The following is a 20,076-nucleotide window of genomic DNA, read 5'->3' as shown; positions in this document are numbered from 1 at the left end:
CGGTGACATTTGCCCTTTTTTTGACTGAGTTTCGACATACGCAAACCCCTCATCGATCAACCGAAAGAGAGGCGATCCGTGACCACCTCGACCGACACGTCCGAGGAGCTGGCCACCGCCCAGTCCGGAGGGTTGGCCCTGCGGGTCTTCGTGCCCTCCTCGGCCATCATCATCGGCTTCGTGCTGGCCGCCGTCATCTGGCCGGAGAGCATGAACAACGGCCTCGCGAAGGCCAACGAGTACGTCGTCAACACCATCGGCTGGTACTACGTCCTGCTGACCTTCGTCTTCGTGATCTTCGCCATCTGGCTGGCGATCAGCGAGTACGGTGACATCAAGCTGAGCAAGGACGACGAAGAGCCCGAGTTCGGCTACCTGTCGTGGTTCGCGATGCTGTTCAGCGCGGGCATGGGTATCGGCCTGATGTTCTGGGGCGTGGCCGAGCCGCTGTTCCACTTCGCCGGGCCGCCCCCGGGCACCGAGGAGGGCAGTGCCGCGGACATGGCCAACGCCGCCATGGGCCGCACCTTCCTGCACTGGGGTCTGCACGCCTGGGCGATCTACATCATCGTCGGCCTCGGCGTCGCCTACGCGGTGCACCGCCGCAAGCTGCCGGTCTCCATCCGGTATGCCCTCAAGCCCCTGCTCGGCGATCGCGCCGAGGGCTGGATCGGTGACCTCATCGACATCGTGGCGATCGTCGGCACCCTCTTCGGCGTCGCGACCTCGCTCGGCTTCGGCGTCGCGCAGGTCTCCGCGGGTCTGAACTTCATAGGCATCGTCGACAGCAGCAGCGCCTGGCTCCAGGTCGCGCTCATCGCCAGCATCACGGTGATCGCCACCGCCTCCGTGGTCTCGGGTGTGGACAAGGGCATCAAGTGGTTGTCCAACATCAACCTCTCGCTCGCCGGGCTGCTGCTCGTCTTCGTGCTCGTCGCCGGTCCGACGCTGTTCCTGCTCAACGACATGGTCCAGTCGATCGGCTACTACCTGCAGAACTTCTTCTCGATGAGTTTCTCCACCTTCGCCTACCAGGAGGAGGGCCCGGTCTGGCTGGGCAGCTGGACGACGTACTACTGGGGCTGGTGGATCAGCTGGTCCCCGTTCGTCGGCATCTTCATCGCCCGGATCTCCAAGGGCCGGACGGTGCGCGAGTTCATCACCGGTGTGCTTCTCGTCCCGACGCTGCTCACCACCGCGTGGTTCACGATCATGGGCGGGACCGCCCTGCACCGCGAGATCTTCGGCGGGGGCGGCCTCATCGGCGACGACGGCTCGGTGTCCACCAATGAGGCGTTGTTCCAGATGCTCGACGGCCTGCCGGGCGGACCGTTCCTCGCCGGTCTCGCGATCATCATGATCATCATCTTCTTTGTCACGAGCTCGGACTCCGGCTCGTTCGTGGTCGACATGATCGCCAATGGCGGCAACCCCAACCCGCCGGTGTGGAGCCGCGTCATGTGGGCGCTGCTCGAGGGCGCGATCGCCGCGGTTCTCATCGTGGCTGGCGCCGCTGCCGGGGTCGAGGGTGGCGGGCTCGCTTCGCTGCAGACCATGGCCATCATCACGGCCGCGCCGTTCACCCTCGTGATGATCGGGATGTGCATCTCCCTGGTCAAGGCGTTCATCGCCGAGGACCGGGAGCGTGATCGGATCGAGCGCAAGGTCATGGCGCGTGAGCTCGCCTACGAGGCTCAGGAGATGGAGGGCGTGCCGGATCCCGCGGACGCCCCACGCCAGACGTGACGGAGCGCCGGACCCACCGGCACCGGTGATCGATCGAAGGCCCGGGCGGCGATGCCGCCCGGGCCTTCAGCATCGCGGCCGTCGACATCGCCGCGGACAGGTCTGTCGGACCGCGCGCGTACCGTAGAACCATGCGACCGATCACCGACCTGCAGCGCACGGTCAACCCCTTCCGCGTGGTCTCCGAGTTCCAGCCCAGCGGCGACCAGCCGGCGGCCATCGCCGATCTCGCCGCGCGGGTGGGGCAGGGCGAGGAGGACATCGTCCTCCTGGGCGCCACGGGCACCGGCAAGTCGGCGACGACCGCGTGGATGATCGAGCAGGTGCAGCGCCCGACGCTGGTCATGGCCCCCAACAAGACGCTCGCGGCGCAGCTGGCCAACGAGTTCAAGGAGCTGCTGCCGCACAACGCGGTGGAGTACTTCGTCAGCTACTACGACTACTACCAGCCCGAGGCCTACGTCCCGCAGACGGACACCTACATCGAGAAGGACTCCTCGATCAACGACGAGGTGGAGCGGCTGCGCCACTCCGCCACCAACTCGCTGCTCACGCGACGCGACGTCGTGGTGGTGGCCTCGGTCTCGTGCATCTACGGTCTGGGCACGCCGCAGGAGTACGTCGATCGGATGGCGCGGCTCAAGGTCGGCGACGTCGTCGACCGGGACGAGCTGTTGCGCCGGTTCGTCACGATGCAGTACACCCGCAACGACATGGCCTTCTCGCGCGGGACCTTCCGGGTGCGGGGAGACACCGTCGAGATCATCCCGCAGTACGAAGAGCTGGCCGTGCGGATCGAGTTCTTCGGTGACGAGATCGACCGTCTCTACACCCTCAACCCGCTCACCGGAGAGGTCGTGCGCGAGGAGCAGGAGATGTATGTCTTCCCGGCCTCGCACTATGTGGCGGGCCCCGAGCGCATGGAGCGCGCGATCTCGGGGATCGAGAGCGAGCTGGCGACCCAGCTGGAGACCTTCGAGCGGCAGGGCAAGTTGCTCGAGGCCCAGCGGTTGCGGATGCGCACCACCTACGACATCGAGATGATGCGGCAGGTGGGGTCCTGCTCGGGTATCGAGAACTACTCCCGCCACATCGACGGACGGGAGTCAGGGTCGGCCCCCAACTGTCTGCTGGACTACTTCCCGGAGGACTTCCTGCTCGTCATCGACGAGTCGCACGTCACCGTGCCTCAGATCGGGGCGATGTACGAAGGCGACATGTCCCGCAAGCGGACCCTGGTCGACCACGGTTTCCGGCTCCCCAGCGCGATGGACAACCGGCCGCTGAAGTGGGAGGAGTTCCTGGACCGGATCGGTCAGACCGTCTACCTGTCGGCCACACCCGGCGACTACGAGATGGCCAAGGCCGACGGCGGCGTGGTGGAGCAGATCATCCGCCCGACCGGGCTCGTGGACCCCGAGGTCGTGCTCAAGCCGACGAAGGGCCAGATCGACGACCTGCTGCACGAGATCGGGCAGCGGACCGAGCGCGACGAGCGCGTCCTGGTCACGACCCTCACCAAGAAGATGGCGGAGGATCTCACCGACTACCTCCTCGACAAGGGCGTCCGGGTGCGATACCTCCACTCCGAGGTGGACACGCTGCGCCGGGTCGAGCTGCTCCGCGAGCTACGGCTGGGGGAGTACGACGTCCTGGTCGGGATCAACCTGCTCCGAGAGGGCCTGGACCTACCGGAGGTGTCGCTGGTCAGCATCCTGGATGCCGACAAGGAGGGCTTCCTGCGCTCGACCCGGTCGCTCATCCAGACCATCGGGCGCGCCGCCCGTAACGTCTCCGGCCAGGTGCACATGTATGCCGACCGCGTCACCCCCTCCATGCAGGAGGCGATCGACGAGACGAACCGCCGACGGGAGAAGCAGCTGGCCTACAACGCCGAGCAGGGCATCGACCCCACGCCGCTGCGCAAGCGGATCGCGGACATCACGGACATGCTGGAGCGCGAGGACGCCGACACCGCAGCGCTCATGGGCAGCGGGCGTAGCCAGTCCCGCGGGAAGGGCGGTGGCCGGGGCCGCGGCGCGGCGGGCGCAGCGGCTGTCGGGACCACGGCGATCGAGCGGCGGTCCACCGAGGACCTTCCGGCCACCGAGCTCGCCTCCCTCATCCACGAGCTCACCGAGCAGATGCACCAGGCCGCGACCGACCTGCACTTCGAGCTCGCAGCCCGGCTCCGCGACGAGATCGGGGACCTGAAGAAGGAGCTCCGTCAGATGCGCGAGGCCACCGGCTGACGTTGTGTCATCATGGGGAGGTTCGCCGGTGGGGAAGATCGGAAGGTAGCGCTCACGCATGGATGTGCCTGGATGGGTGTGGACCGTCACCCTGGTCCTCACCACCTTCGTCTTCGCCTTCGACCTGGTCGTGCTGGGCCGGCGGCCCCATGAGCCGTCCCGCCGCGAGGTGTCGGTGGCGTTGTCGATCTACATCGGGTTGGCGATCCTCTTCGGCCTGGGCGTGCTGGTCACCTCCGGGGGCCAGTACGCCGGAGAGTTCTTCGCCGGATGGCTGACCGAGTACTCCCTATCGATCGACAATCTGTTCATCTTCCTCATCATCATGGCCAAGTTCGGCGTGCCGAGGAAGTACCAGCAGTTCGCGCTCATGGTCGGCATCGTGATGGCCCTCGGGATGCGGGCGATCTTCATCCTCGTGGGGGCCGCAGCCATCGAGCGTTGGTCCTGGGTGTTCTACATCTTTGGTGCCTTCCTCATCTACACCGCGATCAAGCTGGCGATGGAGAACCTCGGGCATGACGACGAGGAGGACGAGTACGAAGAGAACGCCTTGTTGCGCTTCGTCGAGCGTCACTTCCCCGTCACGCAGTCGTGGGACGGTGGCACCAAGCTGCGCGTCGTGGAGAGCGGCAAGAGGGTGCTGACGCCGATGGCGATCGTCATCATCGCACTCGGCACCACGGACCTGCTCTTCGCCCTCGATTCCATCCCGGCGATCTTCGGCCTGACCCAGGAGCCCTACCTCGTGCTCATGGCGAACGTCTTCGCGCTCATGGGCCTGCGCCAGCTCTACTTCCTCCTGGGCGACCTGCTCAAGCGTCTGGTCTACCTCGGGATCGGACTCTCGGTGCTGCTCGCCTTCATCGGGGTCAAGCTCATCCTGCACGCGATGCACGAGAATGAGCTCCCCTTCCTCAACGGAGGCGAGCACTTCGACGTCCCCGATATCCCGATCTGGCTGTCCCTGACCGCCATCGTGGGCATCCTCGGCGTCACGGCGATCGCGAGCCTCGTCAAGTCCCGCGTCGACGCCGCCAAGGGCATCACCCCGGACAGCGACGAGTCCCGTCTCGACATCAACGAGGTCGGTCTCCTGGGTGGGGGTCAGCACCACAAGCACCCGAACGCGGCGAGCGGCGAGGGCGGCGCTCACGACGGCTCACCGCAGGACCGGACCGGGTCCCGGCCAGGCTCCGACTGACGCGCCGAGGGCGGCGGCGGCGCTAGACGAGGTCGGGGCTGGCGCGCCGACGTCGACCGCCCAGGCGCGGAGGTCGTCCCAGCACGAGGACGCTGGCGACGACGACGAGCGCCATCCCGGCGAGCTGCGGGGCGCTCAGCACTTGTCCGAGCACGAGCAGCCCGGCCAACGCTGCGGCGGCGGGCTCGAGGCTGAGGAGCACCCCGAAGGTCCCGGAGGCCAGGTGGCGCAGGGCGAGCAACTCCAGGCTGTAGGGGATGGCGGAGGAGAGCATGGCGATCCCCAGTCCGCGCAGCAGAGCATCCGGGCTGAAGAGCGCGACTCCAGCCGTGGCGAGTCCGAGCGGCAGGGTGACGACGGCACCCAGCGCCAGGCAGATCGCGATCCCGTCGAGCCCGGGGAAGCGGGCGCCGGTGCGCCGACTCAGCACGATGTAGGCGGCCCAGCACGCTCCGGCCGTGGCGGCGAGCAGCATACCGACGACGTCGAGCTCGCCCCACGGGGCGGACACGGCCTCCGAGATGAGCACGACGCCGACGAGGGCCGCCCCCACGGCGGCGAGGTCCTGGCCGCGGCGGGAGGTGGCAGCCGCCAGGAGCAGCGGCCCGAGGAACTCGATCGTCACGGCGACGCCGAGAGGGAGCCTGGTGAGACTGCCGTAGAACGCCAGGTTCATGCAGGTCAGGGCGATGGCGAAGAGAGCGACCACGCCCCAGTCGGCCCGGCTGCGCCCGCGGACGCGGGGACGGACGAAGGCCCACAACAGCGCGGCGGCCAGGGTCAGTCGCAGCGCCACCGAGCCGAGGACACCGACCAGCGGCAGCAGGGTGGCGGCCAGTGCCCCGCCGAACTGCACCGAGGCCACGGCCAGCAGGACGAGCACCACCGGGGGGACCGGAGGGCGCGCCGAAGCACCCTGCCCCGCCGCCGAGGAGGGGGCTGTCACCAGCCGCGCTCCCGCCAGCGGGTCAGCTGGGGGCGTTCGGCGACGAGGGTGGTGTTGTCGCCGTGACCCGGCAGCACCACGGCGTCGTCGAAGACGTCGAAGACCCGGCGCTCCAGGTCGTTCATGAGGCGGGTGAAGTCCTCCGGTGAGCCGGTCTTGCCGGGCCCTCCAGGAAAGAGACTGTCGCCGGTGAAGAGCAGCGTGGTCGTGCTGTCGGCCGCGGTGGACAGGGCCAGCGCCACCGATCCCGGGGTGTGCCCGCGCAGCCCGATGACGTCGAGCACGAGGTCACCGACGCGGACCGTGTCGCCGTCGCGCAGGCGGGTGTCGACCGGCACCGGCAGGTCGTCGGCGTCGGCGACGCCCGCGAGCGTGCGGGCGCCGGTGGCCTCGACGAGCGCCGCCAGCGCCCGGTGGTGGTCGGCGTGCCGGTGCGTCGTCACCACCTGGCTCAGCGTGCCGTGGTCGGCGACGACGTCCCCCGAGTCCTCCCTCAGGAGGTCGAGGATGCGGGTGACGTCGTCGGCGGCGTCCACCAGCAGCCGCTCGCCCGTCGCGGAGCAGGTGATGAGGTAGACGTTGTTGTCCATCGGGCCCACGCTGCACTTGCGCACCGTCGCGGAGCCGAGGTCGACCGTCCATGTCTGGCGGGAGCCACTCACGTGGCCGGTGAGGTCGTCGTGGATCACGGAGCCCACCCTAGAACGTGGACTGTCCGCACGCGCTGCGCCTCCCCCCCGTGACCGGCGCACCCGCTGCGCGCAGGGCGTGCGGCCGGTCACGCACAGCGGGCGCCCCTCGGCGCAGAGCGTGCGTCCGGTCAGACGGCGAGGGGACGGTCCGTCGGGCGGATCGGTGCCGGCAGGGTCGTGGAGCCGGTGAGGTAGGCGTCCACCGCGGCCGCGCAGGCGCGGCCCTCGGCGATCGCCCAGACGATCAGCGACTGGCCACGGCCGCAGTCACCCGCGGCATACACGCCCTCAAGCGGGGTCGCGAAGGCGGCGTCCCGCTCGTAGGTGTTGCGCGGGGTCCGCGGCAGCGCCTGGGCGGGCGCCGCGCTGTCGTCCGGACCGACGAAGCCCATGGCGAGCAGGATGAGCTGCGCGGGGATCTCGCGCTCGGAGCCCTCGTGCGGCTCGAAGCGACCGTCCACGAAGGCCCCGTCGACCATGACCAGGCCGCGCACGGCGCCGAACTCGTCGCCGAGCACCTCCACGGTCGAGACGCCGTAGGACCGGTCACCACCCTCTTCGTGAGCCTCGGTCACCTTGTAGAGCATGGGGTAGGTGGGCCAGGGCTGGTCCTCGGGGCGCTCGGAGGGTGGCGTCGGCATGATCTCCAGCTGCAGCACCGAGCGGGCGCCGTGCCGGTGCGACGTGCCCAGGCAGTCCGCGCCCGTGTCGCCGCCACCGATGATGACGACGTCTTTGCCCTCGGCGTCGATCCCGCGCTCGGCTCCCAGGGCCTCCTTGTTGGCGGGCACGAGGAAGTCCATCGCTGCGTGCACGCCGTCCAGGTCGGCGCCGGGCACCTGGAGCATGCGCGGCACGGTGGAGCCGGTGGCGAGCACCACGGCGTCGAACCGCTCACGCAGCTCGTCCAGGCTCAGGTCGTCCGGTCCGTCGCCACCGATGGTGACGCCGGTGAGGAAGCGGATCCCCTCGCCGCGCAGCTGCACCAGGCGGCGGTCCAGCACCGCCTTCTCCATCTTGAACTCGGGTATGCCGTAGCGCAGCAACCCGCCCACGGCATCCGCACGCTCGTAGACCACGACGGTGTGCCCGGCCCGGCCCAGCTGCTGCGCGGCCGCGAGTCCCGCGGGGCCGGAGCCGACGACGGCCACCGTCTTGCCGGAGAGCCACTCGGGCTCCTGCGGCGTCACCCGACCGTTGGAGAAGGCCCGGTCGATGATGGAGACCTCGATCTGCTTGATCGTCACCGGGGGCTGGTTGATGCCCAGGACGCACGAGGTCTCGCACGGGGCCGGGCAGAGCCGCCCGGTGAACTCCGGGAAGTTGTTGGTGGCGTGCAGCCGCTCGATGGCCTCGGCGAAGTTCGCCCGCCGGGTCTGGTCGTTCCACTCGGGGATGAGGTTGCCCAGCGGGCAGCCGGTGTGGCAGAACGGGATGCCGCAGTCCATGCAGCGGCTGGCCTGCCGCTGCAGGATCGACGTCTCCTGCTCGCCGTGCACCTCGTGCCAGTCCATGATCCGGACGGGGACGGGGCGGGAAGGCCGGTTCTCCCGCTCTCGATGGGTCAGGAAGCCTTTGGGATCAGCCATGGGAGTCCTCCAGGATGAGCGACCACGCGTGGGGTCCGTTGGGGTCGTCGCCGCGCTCCTCCGCCTCGCGGCGGATGCGCTGGACGCTGGCGTACTGGCGAGGGGTCACGACGGTGACCCGGTCCACCCAGTCTGGGTCGTCGAGCACGGCCGCGGCGACCGTGCTGCCGGTCAGCTCGAGGTGTTCCTCGATGAGGGAACGCACCTCGTCCACGTGGTCGGTCTCCCGCAGCGGGGCGAGCACCAGGTCGCCCTGGGCCGCGGCGAGCGGGTTGATCCGGCCGTGGTCGAGATCGAGGACGAAGGCCGTGCCACCGGACATGCCGGCCCCGATGTTGCGGCCCGTCCGTCCGAGGATGAGCGTGCGTCCGCCGGTCATGTACTCCAGCGCATGGTCTCCCACCCCCTCGACCACCGCGGTGGCGCCGGAGTTGCGGACGCAGAAGCGCTCACCGACGGTGCCGCGCAGGTTCACCTGCCCGCCGGTGGCGCCGTAGCAGATGACGTTGCCGGCGAGGACCTGGTCACGGGCGACGAAGGGTGCCTCCTCGGGAGGACGCACGACGATCCGGCCACCCGACAGTCCCTTGCCGACGAAGTCGTTGGCGTCTCCGACCAGCCGCAGCGTGATGCCGCGGGGGAGGAAGGCGCCGAGGGACTGCCCGGCGGACCCGGTGAGGGTCAGGTCGATGGTTCCGTCCGGCAGGCCGTCCGGTCCGGCGTTCACCGTCACGTGGTGGCCCAGGAGGGTGCCCACCGTGCGGTTGACGTTGGTGATCGGGAACGCCCCGCTGACGGGGGTCCCGTCCTCCAGCGCCGGGGCGGCCAGCTCGACGAGCTGGTTGTCGAGAGCGGCGTCCAGACCGTGATCCTGCGTGGTGATGCAGCGCCGTGCGGCCGCTGCGGGCACGTCGGTCAGGTGCAGGATCGGCGCGAGGTCCAGGCCGTCGGCCTTCCAGTGCTCGACCGCGGCCGAGGTGTCCAGCAGGTCGGCCCGCCCGATGACCTCGTCCAGGCTGCGGTAGCCGAGCTCGGCCAGCATCTCGCGCACCTGCTCGGCGATGAACTGGAAGAAGTTCACGACGTAGTCGGCCTTCCCGGTGTAGCGCTCCCGCAGCTCCGGGTTCTGCGTGGCGATCCCGACCGGGCAGGTGTCCAGGTGGCAGACCCGCATCATGATGCAGCCCGAGACGACGAGCGGTGCGGTGGCGAAGCCGTACTCCTCCGCGCCCAGCAGCGCCGCGACGAGCACGTCCCGGCCGGTCTTCAGCTGGCCGTCGCACTGCACGACGATGCGGTCGCGCAGGCCGTTGAGCAGGAGGGTCTGCTGGGTCTCGGCCAGACCGAGCTCCCACGGGGTCCCCGCGTGCTTGAGCGAGGTCAGGGGAGAGGCGCCCGTGCCGCCGTCGTGCCCGGAGATGAGGACGACGTCGGACTTCGCCTTGGACACGCCGGCCGCGACGGTTCCGACGCCGATCTGGCTCACCAGCTTGACGTGGACCCGGGCCTTCGGGTTCGCGTTCTTGAGGTCGTGGATGAGCTGCTTGATGTCCTCGATCGAGTAGATGTCGTGGTGCGGGGGAGGGGAGATGAGGCCCACGCCTGGTGTCGAGTGCCGAGTCTTGGCCACCCACGGGTAGACCTTGCCCGGAGGAAGCTGGCCCCCCTCGCCGGGCTTGGCCCCCTGCGCCATCTTGATCTGGATGTCGTCGGCGTGGACCAGGTAGGGGGAGGTGACACCGAAGCGTCCCGAGGCCACCTGCTTGATTGCCGACCGGCGCTCCGGGTCGAGCAGCCGCTCGACGTCCTCGCCGCCCTCACCGGTGTTGGACTTCCCGCCGAGCCGGTTCATGGCGATCGCGAGAGTCTCGTGGGCCTCCTGCGAGATGGAGCCGTAGCTCATCGCCCCGGTGGCGAAGCGGCGCACGATCTCGCTGACCGGCTCGACCTCGTCCACGTCGATCGGGTCGCGGTCCGACCGCAGCCGGAACAGGCCGCGCAGGGTCATGAGGTCGGCCGCCTGGTCGTCGACCAGGTCGGTGTACTGGCGGAAGACGTCGTACCGGCCCTGGCGGGTGGCGTGCTGGAGCCGGAAGACCGCCTCGGGGGAGAACAGGTGGGGTGGCCCCTCCCGGCGCCACTGGTACTCGCCGCCGATCTCGAGGCTGCGGTGGTAGGGCGGGATGCCGGACAGGGGGTAGGCCCGGGAGTGCCGCCGGGCGACCTCCTCGGCGATGACGTCCAGCCCGACGCCGTCGATCTGGCTGACGGTGCCGGTGAACCAGCGGTCGACCACGTCCCGGGACAGGCCGACGGCCTCGAAGGTCTGTGCGCCGCGGTACGAGGCGATCGTCGAGATGCCCATCTTGGACATCACCTTGAGCACGCCCTTGCCGAGCGCCTTGATGAGCTGGCGGATCGCGACGTCGGGGTGCAGCCCGTCCAGGACCTGACCGGCGGAGCACAGGTTCTCCACCGTCTCCATGGCCAGGTAGGGGTTGACCGCGCCCGCGCCGTAGGCCACCAGGAGCGCCACGTGGTGCACCTCGCGGACGTCGCCCGCCTCCACGAGCAGCCCCACCTGGGTGCGCGTGTTGTTGCGGACCAGGTGGTGGTGCACGGCGCTGGTGAGCAGGAGCGAGGGGATGGGCGCCAGCTCCCGGTTGGCGTGCCGGTCGCTGAGGACCACGAAGAAGGCACCGCGCTCGACGGCCTCGTCGACCTCCGCGCAGATCTCCTCCAGCCGCGCCTGGAGCGACTCGGCCCCTCCGTCGACGCGGTAGAGACCGCGCACGACGACGGGGGCGAACTCCGGGTGGTCACCCTCGACGTTGATCCGGCGCAGCTTGGCGAGCTGGTCGTTGTCGATGACGGGGAAGGGGAGCACGACCTGCTTGGCGTGGGCCGGGGTCTCCTCCAGGAGGTTCGGCTCGGGGCCGCTGGACGAGCCCAGGGAGGTGACGATCTCCTCGCGGATCGCGTCCAGCGGCGGGTTCGTCACCTGGGCGAAGGCACCGATGAAGTAGTCGAACAGCAGCCGCGGGCGGTCCGAGAGGACGGCGATCGGCGTGTCCGTGCCCATCGCCCCGATCGGCTCGATGCCGGTCTGGGCCATGGGGGCCAGGATGATGCGCAGCTCCTCCTCGGTGTAGCCGAAGATCTGCTGCCGGCGCGTGACCGAGGCGTGCGTATGCCGGACGTGCACCTGGTCGGGCAGGCTCTCCATCCGCACCAGCTGGTCGTCGAGCCATTCCTGGTAGGGCTGCCGCGTCGCCAGCTCCTCCTTGACGACGTCGTCATCGAGGACCTCACCGCGCTCCAGGTCGACGAGGAGCATCCGTCCGGGCGCGACCCGGCCCTTGCGCACGACCCGCTCGGGCGGGATGGGGAGCAGGCCGGACTCCGAGCCGAGGATGACGAGCCCGTCGTCGGTCACCCAGTAGCGCGAGGGGCGCAGCCCGTTGCGGTCCAGGACCGCGCCGATCTGGGTCCCGTCGGTGAAGACCAGGTTGGCCGGACCGTCCCACGGCTCCATGAGCATCGAGTGGTACTCGTAGAAGGCCCGCAGCCGCGGTTCCATCTCGTGGTTGTTCTCCCACGCCTCCGGGATCATCATGAGGACCGCGTGGGGCAGCGACCGTCCCCCGAGGCTGAGCAGCTCGACGACCTCGTCGAAGGTGGCGGAGTCGCTGGCGTCGGGGGTGCAGATCGGCAGCGCGTCCGCGAGCGGCCCCGGGAAGAGGTCGCTGCGCAGCGCCGACTGGCGCGCGCGCATCCAGTTGCGGTTGCCCTTGACCGTGTTGATCTCGCCGTTGTGGGCGATGACGCGGTACGGGTGGGCCAACGGCCAGGACGGGAAGGTGTTGGTGGAGAAGCGCGAGTGCACGACCGCCAGCGCGCTGGCGTACCGCTCGTCGCGCAGGTCCGGGAAGTAGGCCGGGAGCTGATCGGTCGTCAGCATGCCCTTGTAGGTGATGGTCCGGGTCGAGAGCGAGACCGGGTATGCCGTGGTGCGGCGTTCGATGAGCTTGCGGGCGAGCCAGACACGTCGCTCGAGCTCGATGCCGTGCTCACCCGGGTTCTCCTCGCCCGCGCCGACGACCAGCTGGCGCATGACCGGCATGACGGACAGCGCCGTCGGTCCGATCATGTCGCTGACCACCGGGACCTCGCGCCACCCGAGGACCCGGAGCCCGCCGTCGGTCACGATCTGCTCCACCTGCGCGGCCACCTCGTCCGCGAGGCCGTCCGCGGGCAGGAAGATGATCCCGACGGCGTAGTGCCCCGCCTCCGGAACCTCGAAGGGGAGTACCTCCCGCAGGAAGGCGTCGGGCACCTGGGTGAGGATGCCCGCACCGTCGCCGGTGTTCTCCTCGCTGCCGACCGCACCGCGGTGGTCGAGGTTGTGCAGGGCGGTCAGGGCCTGGGCCACGATGTCGTGGCGAGGCACGCCGTCGAGCGTGGCCACGAAGGCCACGCCGCAGTTGTCGTGCTCGTGAGCGCCGTCGTAGAGGCCCTGGGGGGCCGCTCCCGGAACGGGACGAAGGGCAGAGGAGGTCGAGGAGATCGTCTCTGTCATGGGATCACCGGTTTCGGAACGGGGCCGCCGCGCGAGGAGCAGCGAGCCTGGACTGCACGCGCGGGGCAGCTCTGGCCCGGCGAGGAAAATATGTAGGGGTCAGCATACCTATGCAGTTGCCCTCACGGAAAAGCCGGTGCGAGCGAGGTGTGTCGGTGAGGACACCTACAGTGGACACGTGCCCAAGTCTGCCTCCTCCGCCGTCTCCCGGGCACGCCACGACCGACTGGTCGTCCAGGGCGCCCGGGAGCACAACCTCAAGGACGTGTCCGTCGACATCCCCCGGGACGCGCTCGTCGTGTTCACCGGCCTGTCCGGCTCCGGCAAGTCCTCGCTCGCCTTCGACACCATCTTCGCCGAGGGACAGCGCCGCTACGTCGAGTCGCTGTCGGCCTACGCCCGGATGTTCCTCGGTCAAATGGACAAACCGGACGTCGACTTCATCGAGGGACTGTCGCCGGCCGTGTCCATCGACCAGAAGTCGACCAACCGCAACCCACGCTCGACGGTCGGGACGATCACCGAGGTCTACGACTACCTCCGGCTGCTCTACGCCCGTGTCGGTCGACCGCACTGCCCGGTCTGCGGGGAGCCGGTCGAGCGACAGACTCCGCAGCAGATCGTGGACCGGATGCTGCAGCTGCCGGCGGGCACCCGCTACCAGCTGCTCGCTCCGGTGGTGCGTGGACGCAAGGGCGAGTTCGTCGACCTCTTCGCCGAGCTGCAGTCCAAGGGGTTCGCGCGGGCCCGCGTCGACGGGGAGCTCGTCTCGCTCACGGAGCCGCCGACCCTGGCCAAGCAGCGCAAGCACAGCATCGAGGTCGTCGTGGACCGACTCGTCACCAAGGGGGACGCGCAGGAGGTGGACCGGGCCTACGCCCGCCGGCTGACCGACTCGGTCGAGACCGCGCTGTCCCTGGCCGGCGGCGTCATGGTGGCCGAGTTCGTGGACGTCCGCGACGACGTGAGCGGGCCCGACGCCGAGGCGACCTCGGCGGACCGGCCCCGCCCCGTCGACGAGCGGGGCGAACCGCTGCCGCGCGAGCGGCGGTTCAGCGAGCGGATGGCCTGCCCCAACGATCACCCGTTGTCGATCGACGAGGTGGAGCCCCGGTCCTTCTCGTTCAACAGCCCCTTCGGAGCCTGTCCCGAGTGCACCGGCATCGGCGTCGAGCTGGAGGTCGACCCCGAGCTGGTCGTGCGGGAGGACCTCAGCATCCTCGGTGGGGCCCTGGTGCCATGGTCGACCGCGTCCGGGCTCAGCGACTACTTCCTCCGCGTGCTCGGGGGCCTCTCGGACGATCTCGACTTCCGGTTGGACGTCCCCTGGCGGGAGCTGCCGGGCCGTGCCCGGGACGCCATCCTCACCGGCTACAAGCACAAGGTGCACGTCCGCTACAAGAATCGCTTCGGCCGCGAGCGCAGCTACTCCACCGGCTTCGAGGGCGTGATCCCCTACGTCAAGCGCAAGCACGGGGAGACGGAGTCGGAGAGCAGCCGCGAACGCTACGAGGGCTACATGCGGGAGGTGCCCTGCCCGGTCTGTCGCGGTGCCCGGCTCAAGCCGGAGATCCTGGCGATCCTGGTCGGTGGCAAGAGCATCGCCGAGGTCTGCGCGCTGCCGATCGACCAGTGTGCCGAGTTCCTCACCTCGGTCGACTACACCGAGCGCGAGGCCGCGATCGCGGGTCAGGTGAGCCGTGAGATCGACGCGCGGCTGGGCTTCCTGCTCGACGTCGGCCTCGACTACCTCTCGCTGGACCGGCCGGCGGGCACGTTGAGCGGCGGGGAGGCGCAGCGCATCCGGCTGGCGACCCAGATCGGGTCGGGGCTCGTCGGGGTGCTCTACGTCCTGGACGAGCCGAGCATCGGGCTGCACCAGCGCGACAACCGACGCCTCATCGAGACCCTGACCCGGCTGCGTGACCTGGGCAACACGCTCATCGTCGTCGAGCACGACGAGGACACCATCGCGACGGCGGACTGGGTCGTGGACATCGGACCCGGGGCCGGGGAGCACGGTGGGCACGTCGTGCACAGCGGCAGCGTCACGGACCTCCTGCGCCACCCGAGCTCGCTCACCGGGCAGTACCTCTCGGGGCGCAGGGCCATCGCCACGCCGGAGCAGCGGCGCCCGCAGAACGGCCGCGAGGTGGTCGTCCGGGGGGCCCGTGAGCACAATCTGCAGGAGATCGACGTCGCCTTCCCGCTGGGCAACCTCGTCGCCATCACCGGCGTGAGCGGGTCGGGCAAGTCGACCCTGGTCAACGACATCCTCTACCGGGTCATGGCCAACCAGCTCAACGGCGCCCGCCACGTGCCAGGGCGGCACCGCCGCGTGGAGGGCCTGGACCAGCTCGACAAGGTGGTCCACGTCGACCAGAGCCCGATCGGGCGGACCCCGAGGTCCAACCCGGCCACCTACACCGGGCTCTTCGACCACATCCGCAAGCTCTTCGCGACGACGACCGAGGCGAAGGTACGCGGCTACCAGCCCGGCCGCTTCTCCTTCAACGTGAAGGGGGGCCGGTGCGAGGCCTGCTCCGGTGACGGCACGCTCAAGATCGAGATGAACTTCCTTCCGGACGTCTACGTCCCCTGCGAGGTGTGTCACGGCCGGCGCTACAACCGCGAGACCCTCGAGGTGCACTTCAAGGGACGCACGATCGCGGACGTGCTGGACATGCCGATCGAGGAGGCCGCCGACTTCTTCGCCGCGGTGCCCGTGCTCGCCCGCCACCTCACGACCCTGGTGCAGGTGGGGCTCGGTTACGTCCGGCTCGGGCAGCCCGCGACCACGCTCTCCGGCGGCGAGGCGCAGCGGGTCAAGCTGGCTTCCGAACTCCAGAAGCGCTCGACGGGACGCACGATCTACGTCCTGGACGAACCGACGACGGGCCTCCACTTCGAGGACATCCAGCGCCTCCTGGGCGTGCTCCAGGGGTTGGTCGACAAGGGCAACACCGTCCTCGTCATCGAGCACAACCTCGACGTGATCAAGAGCGCCGACTGGATCATCGACATGGGGCCCGAGGGTGGGCGCGGCGGCGGGACCGTCGTGGCAGCCGGAGCGCCCGAGGACGTCGCCATCATCCCGGAGAGCCACACCGGCCGTTTCCTCGCCCCGGTGCTCGGGCTGGACCGGCGGTCGACCGCATGACCCCGCTGATCCGTGGCTGACCCCCAGAGCTACCGGCCCGCACCCGGGGAGATCCCGACGGACCCGGGCGTCTACCGCTTCCGCGACCAGCACCACCGGGTCATCTACGTCGGCAAGGCACGATCGCTGCGATCCCGGCTGACGTCCTACTTCCAGGACCTCTCGGCTCTGCACCCGCGCACCCGGCAGATGGTGACCTCCGGGGCCAGCGTGGAGTGGACCGTGGTCCGCAACGAGGTGGAGGCGCTGCAGCTGGAGTACTCCTGGATCAAGGAGTTCGACCCCCGGTTCAACGTCAAGTACCGCGACGACAAGTCCTATCCCTACCTCGCGGTGACCCTGGGGGAGGAGTTCCCGCGGGCCCAGGTGATGCGGGGTACCAAGCGAGCCGGGACGCGGTACTTCGGTCCCTACACCCACGCCTGGGCCATCCGGGAGACGCTGGACACGTTGCTGCGGGTCTTCCCCGTGCGGACCTGCTCCGCCGGAGTCTTCCGGCGGGCGGGACAGGTGGGTCGGCCCTGCCTCCTGGGCTACATCGACAAGTGCTCGGCGCCGTGCGTGGGCCGGGTGGACGCGCAGGAGCACCGACGGATCGCCGAGGACTTCTGCGCCTTCATGGCAGGAGACACCGCCCGGTTCGTCAGGGGCCTGGAGGAACGGATGCGGCGGGCGGCGGAGGAGCTCGACTTCGAGACGGCCGCCCGGCTGCGGGACGACGTCGGCGCTCTCACCCGCGCGCTGGAGCGCTCAGCCGTCGTGCTGCCCGACGCCACGGACGCCGACGTCTACGCCCTGGCCGAGGACGAGCTGGAGGTCGCGGTGCAGGTCTTCCACGTACGCGGCGGGCGCGTCCGTGGACAGCGCGGCTGGGTGAGCGAGAAGGGTGCCGAGGATCTGGGCTCGATTGTGGAGCACCTGCTGCAGCAGGTCTACGGCGGCGAGCGGGGGGAGGAGGTCCCCCGCGAGGTACTGGTCCCGGTGCTCCCCGAAGGCCATCCGGACGTCGAGGAGTGGCTGGCCGGTCTGCGCGGGTCCCGGGTGGCGGTCCGCGTGCCACGCCGCGGGGACAAGCGGACCCTCATGGAGACCGTCGGTCGTAACGCCGAGCAGGCGCTCGCCCGGCACAAGGTCGCCCGGTCCGGCGACCTGACCCTGCGGTCGCAAGCCCTGCAGGAGCTGCAGGAACTGCTCGAGCTGGAGGATGCGCCACTGCGCATCGAGTCCTTCGACATCAGTCACGTCCAGGGCAGCGACGTCGTGGGCTCCATGGTGGTCTTCGAGGACGGCCTGGCCCGGAAGAGCGAGTACCGGCGGTTCATCGTGCGTCAGGGGACGGGGGACGACACGGCGGCGATGCACGAAGTGCTGACCCGGCGCTTCCGGCACCTGGCGCAGGCTCCCGCACCTGGCACCGACGAGGACGGACGACCGGCGAAGTTCGCCTACCCACCCAATCTCGTCGTGGTCGATGGCGGGGCCCCGCAGGTGCGGGCCGCGCAGGCGGCCCTGGCGGAGGTGGGGGCCGGCGATCTCCCGGTGGTGGGTCTGGCCAAGCGGTTGGAAGAGGTGTGGTCGGCCGATCAGCACGACCCCTTCCCGATCGTGCTCCCCCGCACGAGCGAGGCGCTCTACCTGTTGCAGCGGGTCCGGGACGAGGCGCATCGCTTCGCCAACACCTTCCACCGCCAGCGCCGCTCCCGCAGCATGACGGCGAGCGCGCTGGACGGGATCCCGGGCCTCGGTCCGGCGAGGCAGCAGGCGCTGCTGCGCCACTTCGGGTCCGTCAAGGCGGTGCGCGCCGCCGACCCGGCGGCCCTGCAGGAGGTTCCCGGCGTCGGGCCGGCCCTGGCCGAGGTCATCGCGCAGCGGCTGGCGGGCGAGACACCTGACCCGGCCGTTAACCTGAGCACGGGCGAGGTGCTCGACTGACCCGGTGACCGACGCCGGGCGCGCCTCCCGGAGCCGCGAAGGAGTCCGACCGTGACGGGATCGCCACCAGACGTGGGGGAGCACGCGCCCAGCGCCGCGGACGTCACCCGGCGGGCCGAGGTCGTCATCCTGACGGGGATGTCCGGTGCCGGCCGGACGACGGCGGCGGACGTCCTCGAGGATCGGGGGTGGTACGTCGTCGACAACCTCCCGCCGGCCATGATCGTCCAGCTCATGGAGGCCACGGCGGACGACCCTCAGAGACAGCGCGTAGCCGTCGTGGTCGACGTGCGCAGCCGGGACTTCACGACCGAGCTCGCCGGCGCCCTCGAGGTGCTGGAGCATCGCGGTTGGCAGCCCCGGGTCATCTTCATCGACTCCGGCGACGAGTCGCTGGTCCGGCGCTTCGAGGCGGTGCGACGGCCCCACCCGCTGCAGGGCGAGGGGCTGCTGCTCGACGGCATCCGCCGGGAGCGGCGCATGCTGGGTGACCTGCGCTCCAACTCGGACCTGGTCATCGACACCTCCAACTACAACGTGCACGAGCTGTCGGCGAAGATCGACGACCTGCTGGCCGTGGACGTCGACGTCCGGCTGCGGCTGGCGGTGATGTCCTTCGGCTTCAAGTACGGCATCCCCCTGGACGCCGACGTCGTCCTCGACCTGCGCTTCCTGCCCAACCCGTACTGGATCCCCGAGCTGCGCGCCTACACCGGCAAGGACAGCGAGGTCCGCGACTTCGTGCTCGGACAGGACCTGGCCCAGACGTACGTGCAGCACGCCGAGGCGCTGCTCCGCACGGCGGTCGCCGGGTATCTGGCGGAGGGGCGCCGCTACGTCACGGTGGCGGTGGGCTGCACCGGCGGCAAGCACCGGTCGGTGGCGACCGCCGAGGAGCTGGCCCTGCGGCTGGCCGACCTGCAGGACCAGGACACGCAGCTGTCCACCTTCCATCGCGACCTGGGGCGCGAGTGAGCGGCCCTCGTGTCGTCGCGCTCGGTGGCGGCCACGGACTTTCCGCCTCCCTGCACGCGCTGCGGCACCTCACCGAAGCGATCACCGCGGTCGTGACCGTCGCCGACGACGGCGGCTCCAGCGGTCGGCTGCGTGAGGAGTTCGACATCCTCCCGCCAGGAGACCTGCGGATGGCCCTCGCGGCCCTGTGCGAGGACACCTCGTGGGGACACCAGTGGTCCGGGGTCCTGCAGCACCGCTTCGGGGGCGACGGGGACCTCGGTGGCCACGCCCTGGGCAACCTGCTCATCACCGCCCTCTGGGACCTCCGACCCGAGGAGAAGGTGCGCGGGCTCGACCTCGTGGGTCGGCTGCTCAACACCCGGGGCCGGGTCCTGCCCATGGCGCTCGACCCGCTCGACATCGAGGCCACGTTGCAGGGCGGCCAGGGCGATCCGGACGCGGTCGTCACGGTGCGCGGCCAGTCCAAGGTCGCGAGCCATCCCGGCAAGGTCACCTCGGTGCGACTCATCCCGGAGGCTCCGCAGGCCTGCCCGGAGGCGCTGGAGTCGATCACGCTGGCCGACCTGGTGGTCCTCGGCCCGGGGTCGTGGTTCACCTCCGTCATGCCGCACCTGCTCGTGCCCGAGCTGCGCCAGGCGCTCCAGGACACGCCAGCCCGTCGCATCCTCACGCTCAACGTCAGCCTCCACGACGGCGAGGCCGCCGGCTACTCCGTCGCCGAGCACGTGGCGACCATCGCGGCCCACGCCCCGGGGCTGACCTTCGACCACGTCATCGCCGACCCGCAGGTGCTGCGCACCGCGCAGGATCGGGCCGCGCTCGAGGCGGCCGTCAAGCAGGTCGGGGGACGACTGGTGGTGACGACGGTTGGCAAGATGGGGCACCCTGGCATCCACGACACGCTGCGGCTGGCCGCCGCCTATCGTGACGTCATGGCAGAGGAGGGCTTGTGACGCCAGGACAGTTACCAGGGGGTAACCTGCCGGGGTCGGCCGAGC

The 20,076-nt window shown here is 70.0% G+C and carries 11 protein-coding genes; 7 read left to right on the top strand and 4 right to left on the bottom strand.

Annotation, left to right across the window (positions count from 1 at the left end):
* Window positions 1-78 precede the first annotated feature (78 nt).
* From AC5PYY_RS13005 to AC5PYY_RS12995, 3 genes are all read left to right on the top strand, one after another.
* Window positions 79-1,746 carry a BCCT family transporter gene (locus AC5PYY_RS13005; protein WP_493897229.1) on the top strand — a complete coding sequence of 556 codons (1,668 nt, stop codon included), beginning with the start codon at window positions 79-81 and terminating at the stop codon, window positions 1,744-1,746.
* A gap of 131 nt (window positions 1,747-1,877) precedes the next feature.
* Complete coding sequence (gene uvrB, locus AC5PYY_RS13000; RefSeq protein WP_493897228.1) at window positions 1,878-3,998, top strand: excinuclease ABC subunit UvrB; 2,121 nt, start codon at window positions 1,878-1,880, stop codon at window positions 3,996-3,998.
* 58 nt (window positions 3,999-4,056) lie between these two features.
* Window positions 4,057-5,202, top strand: coding sequence for a TerC family protein (locus AC5PYY_RS12995; RefSeq protein WP_493897227.1), 1,146 nt, complete (start codon window positions 4,057-4,059; stop codon window positions 5,200-5,202).
* 22 nt (window positions 5,203-5,224) lie between these two features.
* On the opposite strand, the gene AC5PYY_RS12990 is transcribed toward AC5PYY_RS12995, so the two are convergent.
* From AC5PYY_RS12990 to gltB, 4 genes are all read right to left on the bottom strand, one after another.
* On the bottom strand, window positions 5,225-6,088 hold the full coding sequence (locus AC5PYY_RS12990; RefSeq protein WP_493897226.1) for an EamA family transporter: 864 nt from the start codon (window positions 6,086-6,088) through the stop codon (window positions 5,225-5,227).
* A gap of 56 nt (window positions 6,089-6,144) precedes the next feature.
* Complete coding sequence (locus AC5PYY_RS12985) at window positions 6,145-6,837, bottom strand: MBL fold metallo-hydrolase (RefSeq protein ID WP_493897225.1); 693 nt, start codon at window positions 6,835-6,837, stop codon at window positions 6,145-6,147.
* Window positions 6,838-6,968: 131 nt separating this feature from the next.
* Window positions 6,969-8,429 (bottom strand): glutamate synthase subunit beta, encoded by a 1,461-nt coding sequence (locus tag AC5PYY_RS12980; protein WP_493897224.1) that lies wholly within the window; start codon window positions 8,427-8,429, stop codon window positions 6,969-6,971.
* Complete coding sequence (gene gltB, locus AC5PYY_RS12975; protein ID WP_493897223.1) at window positions 8,422-13,008, bottom strand: glutamate synthase large subunit; 4,587 nt, start codon at window positions 13,006-13,008, stop codon at window positions 8,422-8,424. Before gltB ends, AC5PYY_RS12980 begins: the two co-directional genes overlap by 8 nt.
* Before the next feature lie 178 nt (window positions 13,009-13,186).
* On the opposite strand from gltB, the gene uvrA reads away from it, so the two are divergent.
* Genes uvrA through AC5PYY_RS12955 form a run of 4 tightly spaced genes read left to right on the top strand, consistent with a single transcriptional unit; the run spans window position 13,187 to window position 20,031 of the window.
* Complete coding sequence (gene uvrA / locus AC5PYY_RS12970) at window positions 13,187-16,168, top strand: excinuclease ABC subunit UvrA (RefSeq protein ID WP_493897222.1); 2,982 nt, start codon at window positions 13,187-13,189, stop codon at window positions 16,166-16,168.
* A 12-nt stretch (window positions 16,169-16,180) separates the two neighbouring features.
* Window positions 16,181-18,100: an excinuclease ABC subunit UvrC gene (uvrC, locus tag AC5PYY_RS12965; protein ID WP_493897221.1), complete on the top strand. Its 1,920-nt coding sequence runs from the start codon at window positions 16,181-16,183 to the stop codon at window positions 18,098-18,100.
* Between the two features lie 51 nt (window positions 18,101-18,151).
* On the top strand, window positions 18,152-19,075 hold the full coding sequence (rapZ, locus tag AC5PYY_RS12960; RefSeq protein ID WP_493897220.1) for an RNase adapter RapZ: 924 nt from the start codon (window positions 18,152-18,154) through the stop codon (window positions 19,073-19,075).
* Window positions 19,072-20,031, top strand: coding sequence for a gluconeogenesis factor YvcK family protein (locus AC5PYY_RS12955; RefSeq protein WP_493897219.1), 960 nt, complete (start codon window positions 19,072-19,074; stop codon window positions 20,029-20,031). The genes rapZ and AC5PYY_RS12955 overlap by 4 nt, the downstream gene beginning before the upstream one ends.
* Window positions 20,032-20,076: the final 45 nt, after the last annotated feature.

The sequence above is a fragment of the Serinicoccus sp. JS2-9 genome (assembly GCF_059025165.1).
The sequence above is the reverse complement of the archived record's forward strand: the minus strand, read 5'-3'. Positions and strand labels throughout refer to the sequence as shown.

What these genes read in the sequence shown, in the direction of transcription:
- uvrB (WP_493897228.1), top strand. Translation starts at nt 1,878, where the DNA reads ATGCGACCGATCACCGACCTGCAGCGCACGGTCAACCCCTTCCGCGTG.
- AC5PYY_RS12995 (WP_493897227.1), top strand. Translation starts at nt 4,057, where the DNA reads ATGGATGTGCCTGGATGGGTGTGGACCGTCACCCTGGTCCTCACCACC.
- AC5PYY_RS12980 (WP_493897224.1), bottom strand. Translation starts at nt 8,429, where the DNA reads ATGGCTGATCCCAAAGGCTTCCTGACCCATCGAGAGCGGGAGAACCGG.
- gltB (WP_493897223.1), bottom strand. Translation starts at nt 13,008, where the DNA reads ATGACAGAGACGATCTCCTCGACCTCCTCTGCCCTTCGTCCCGTTCCG.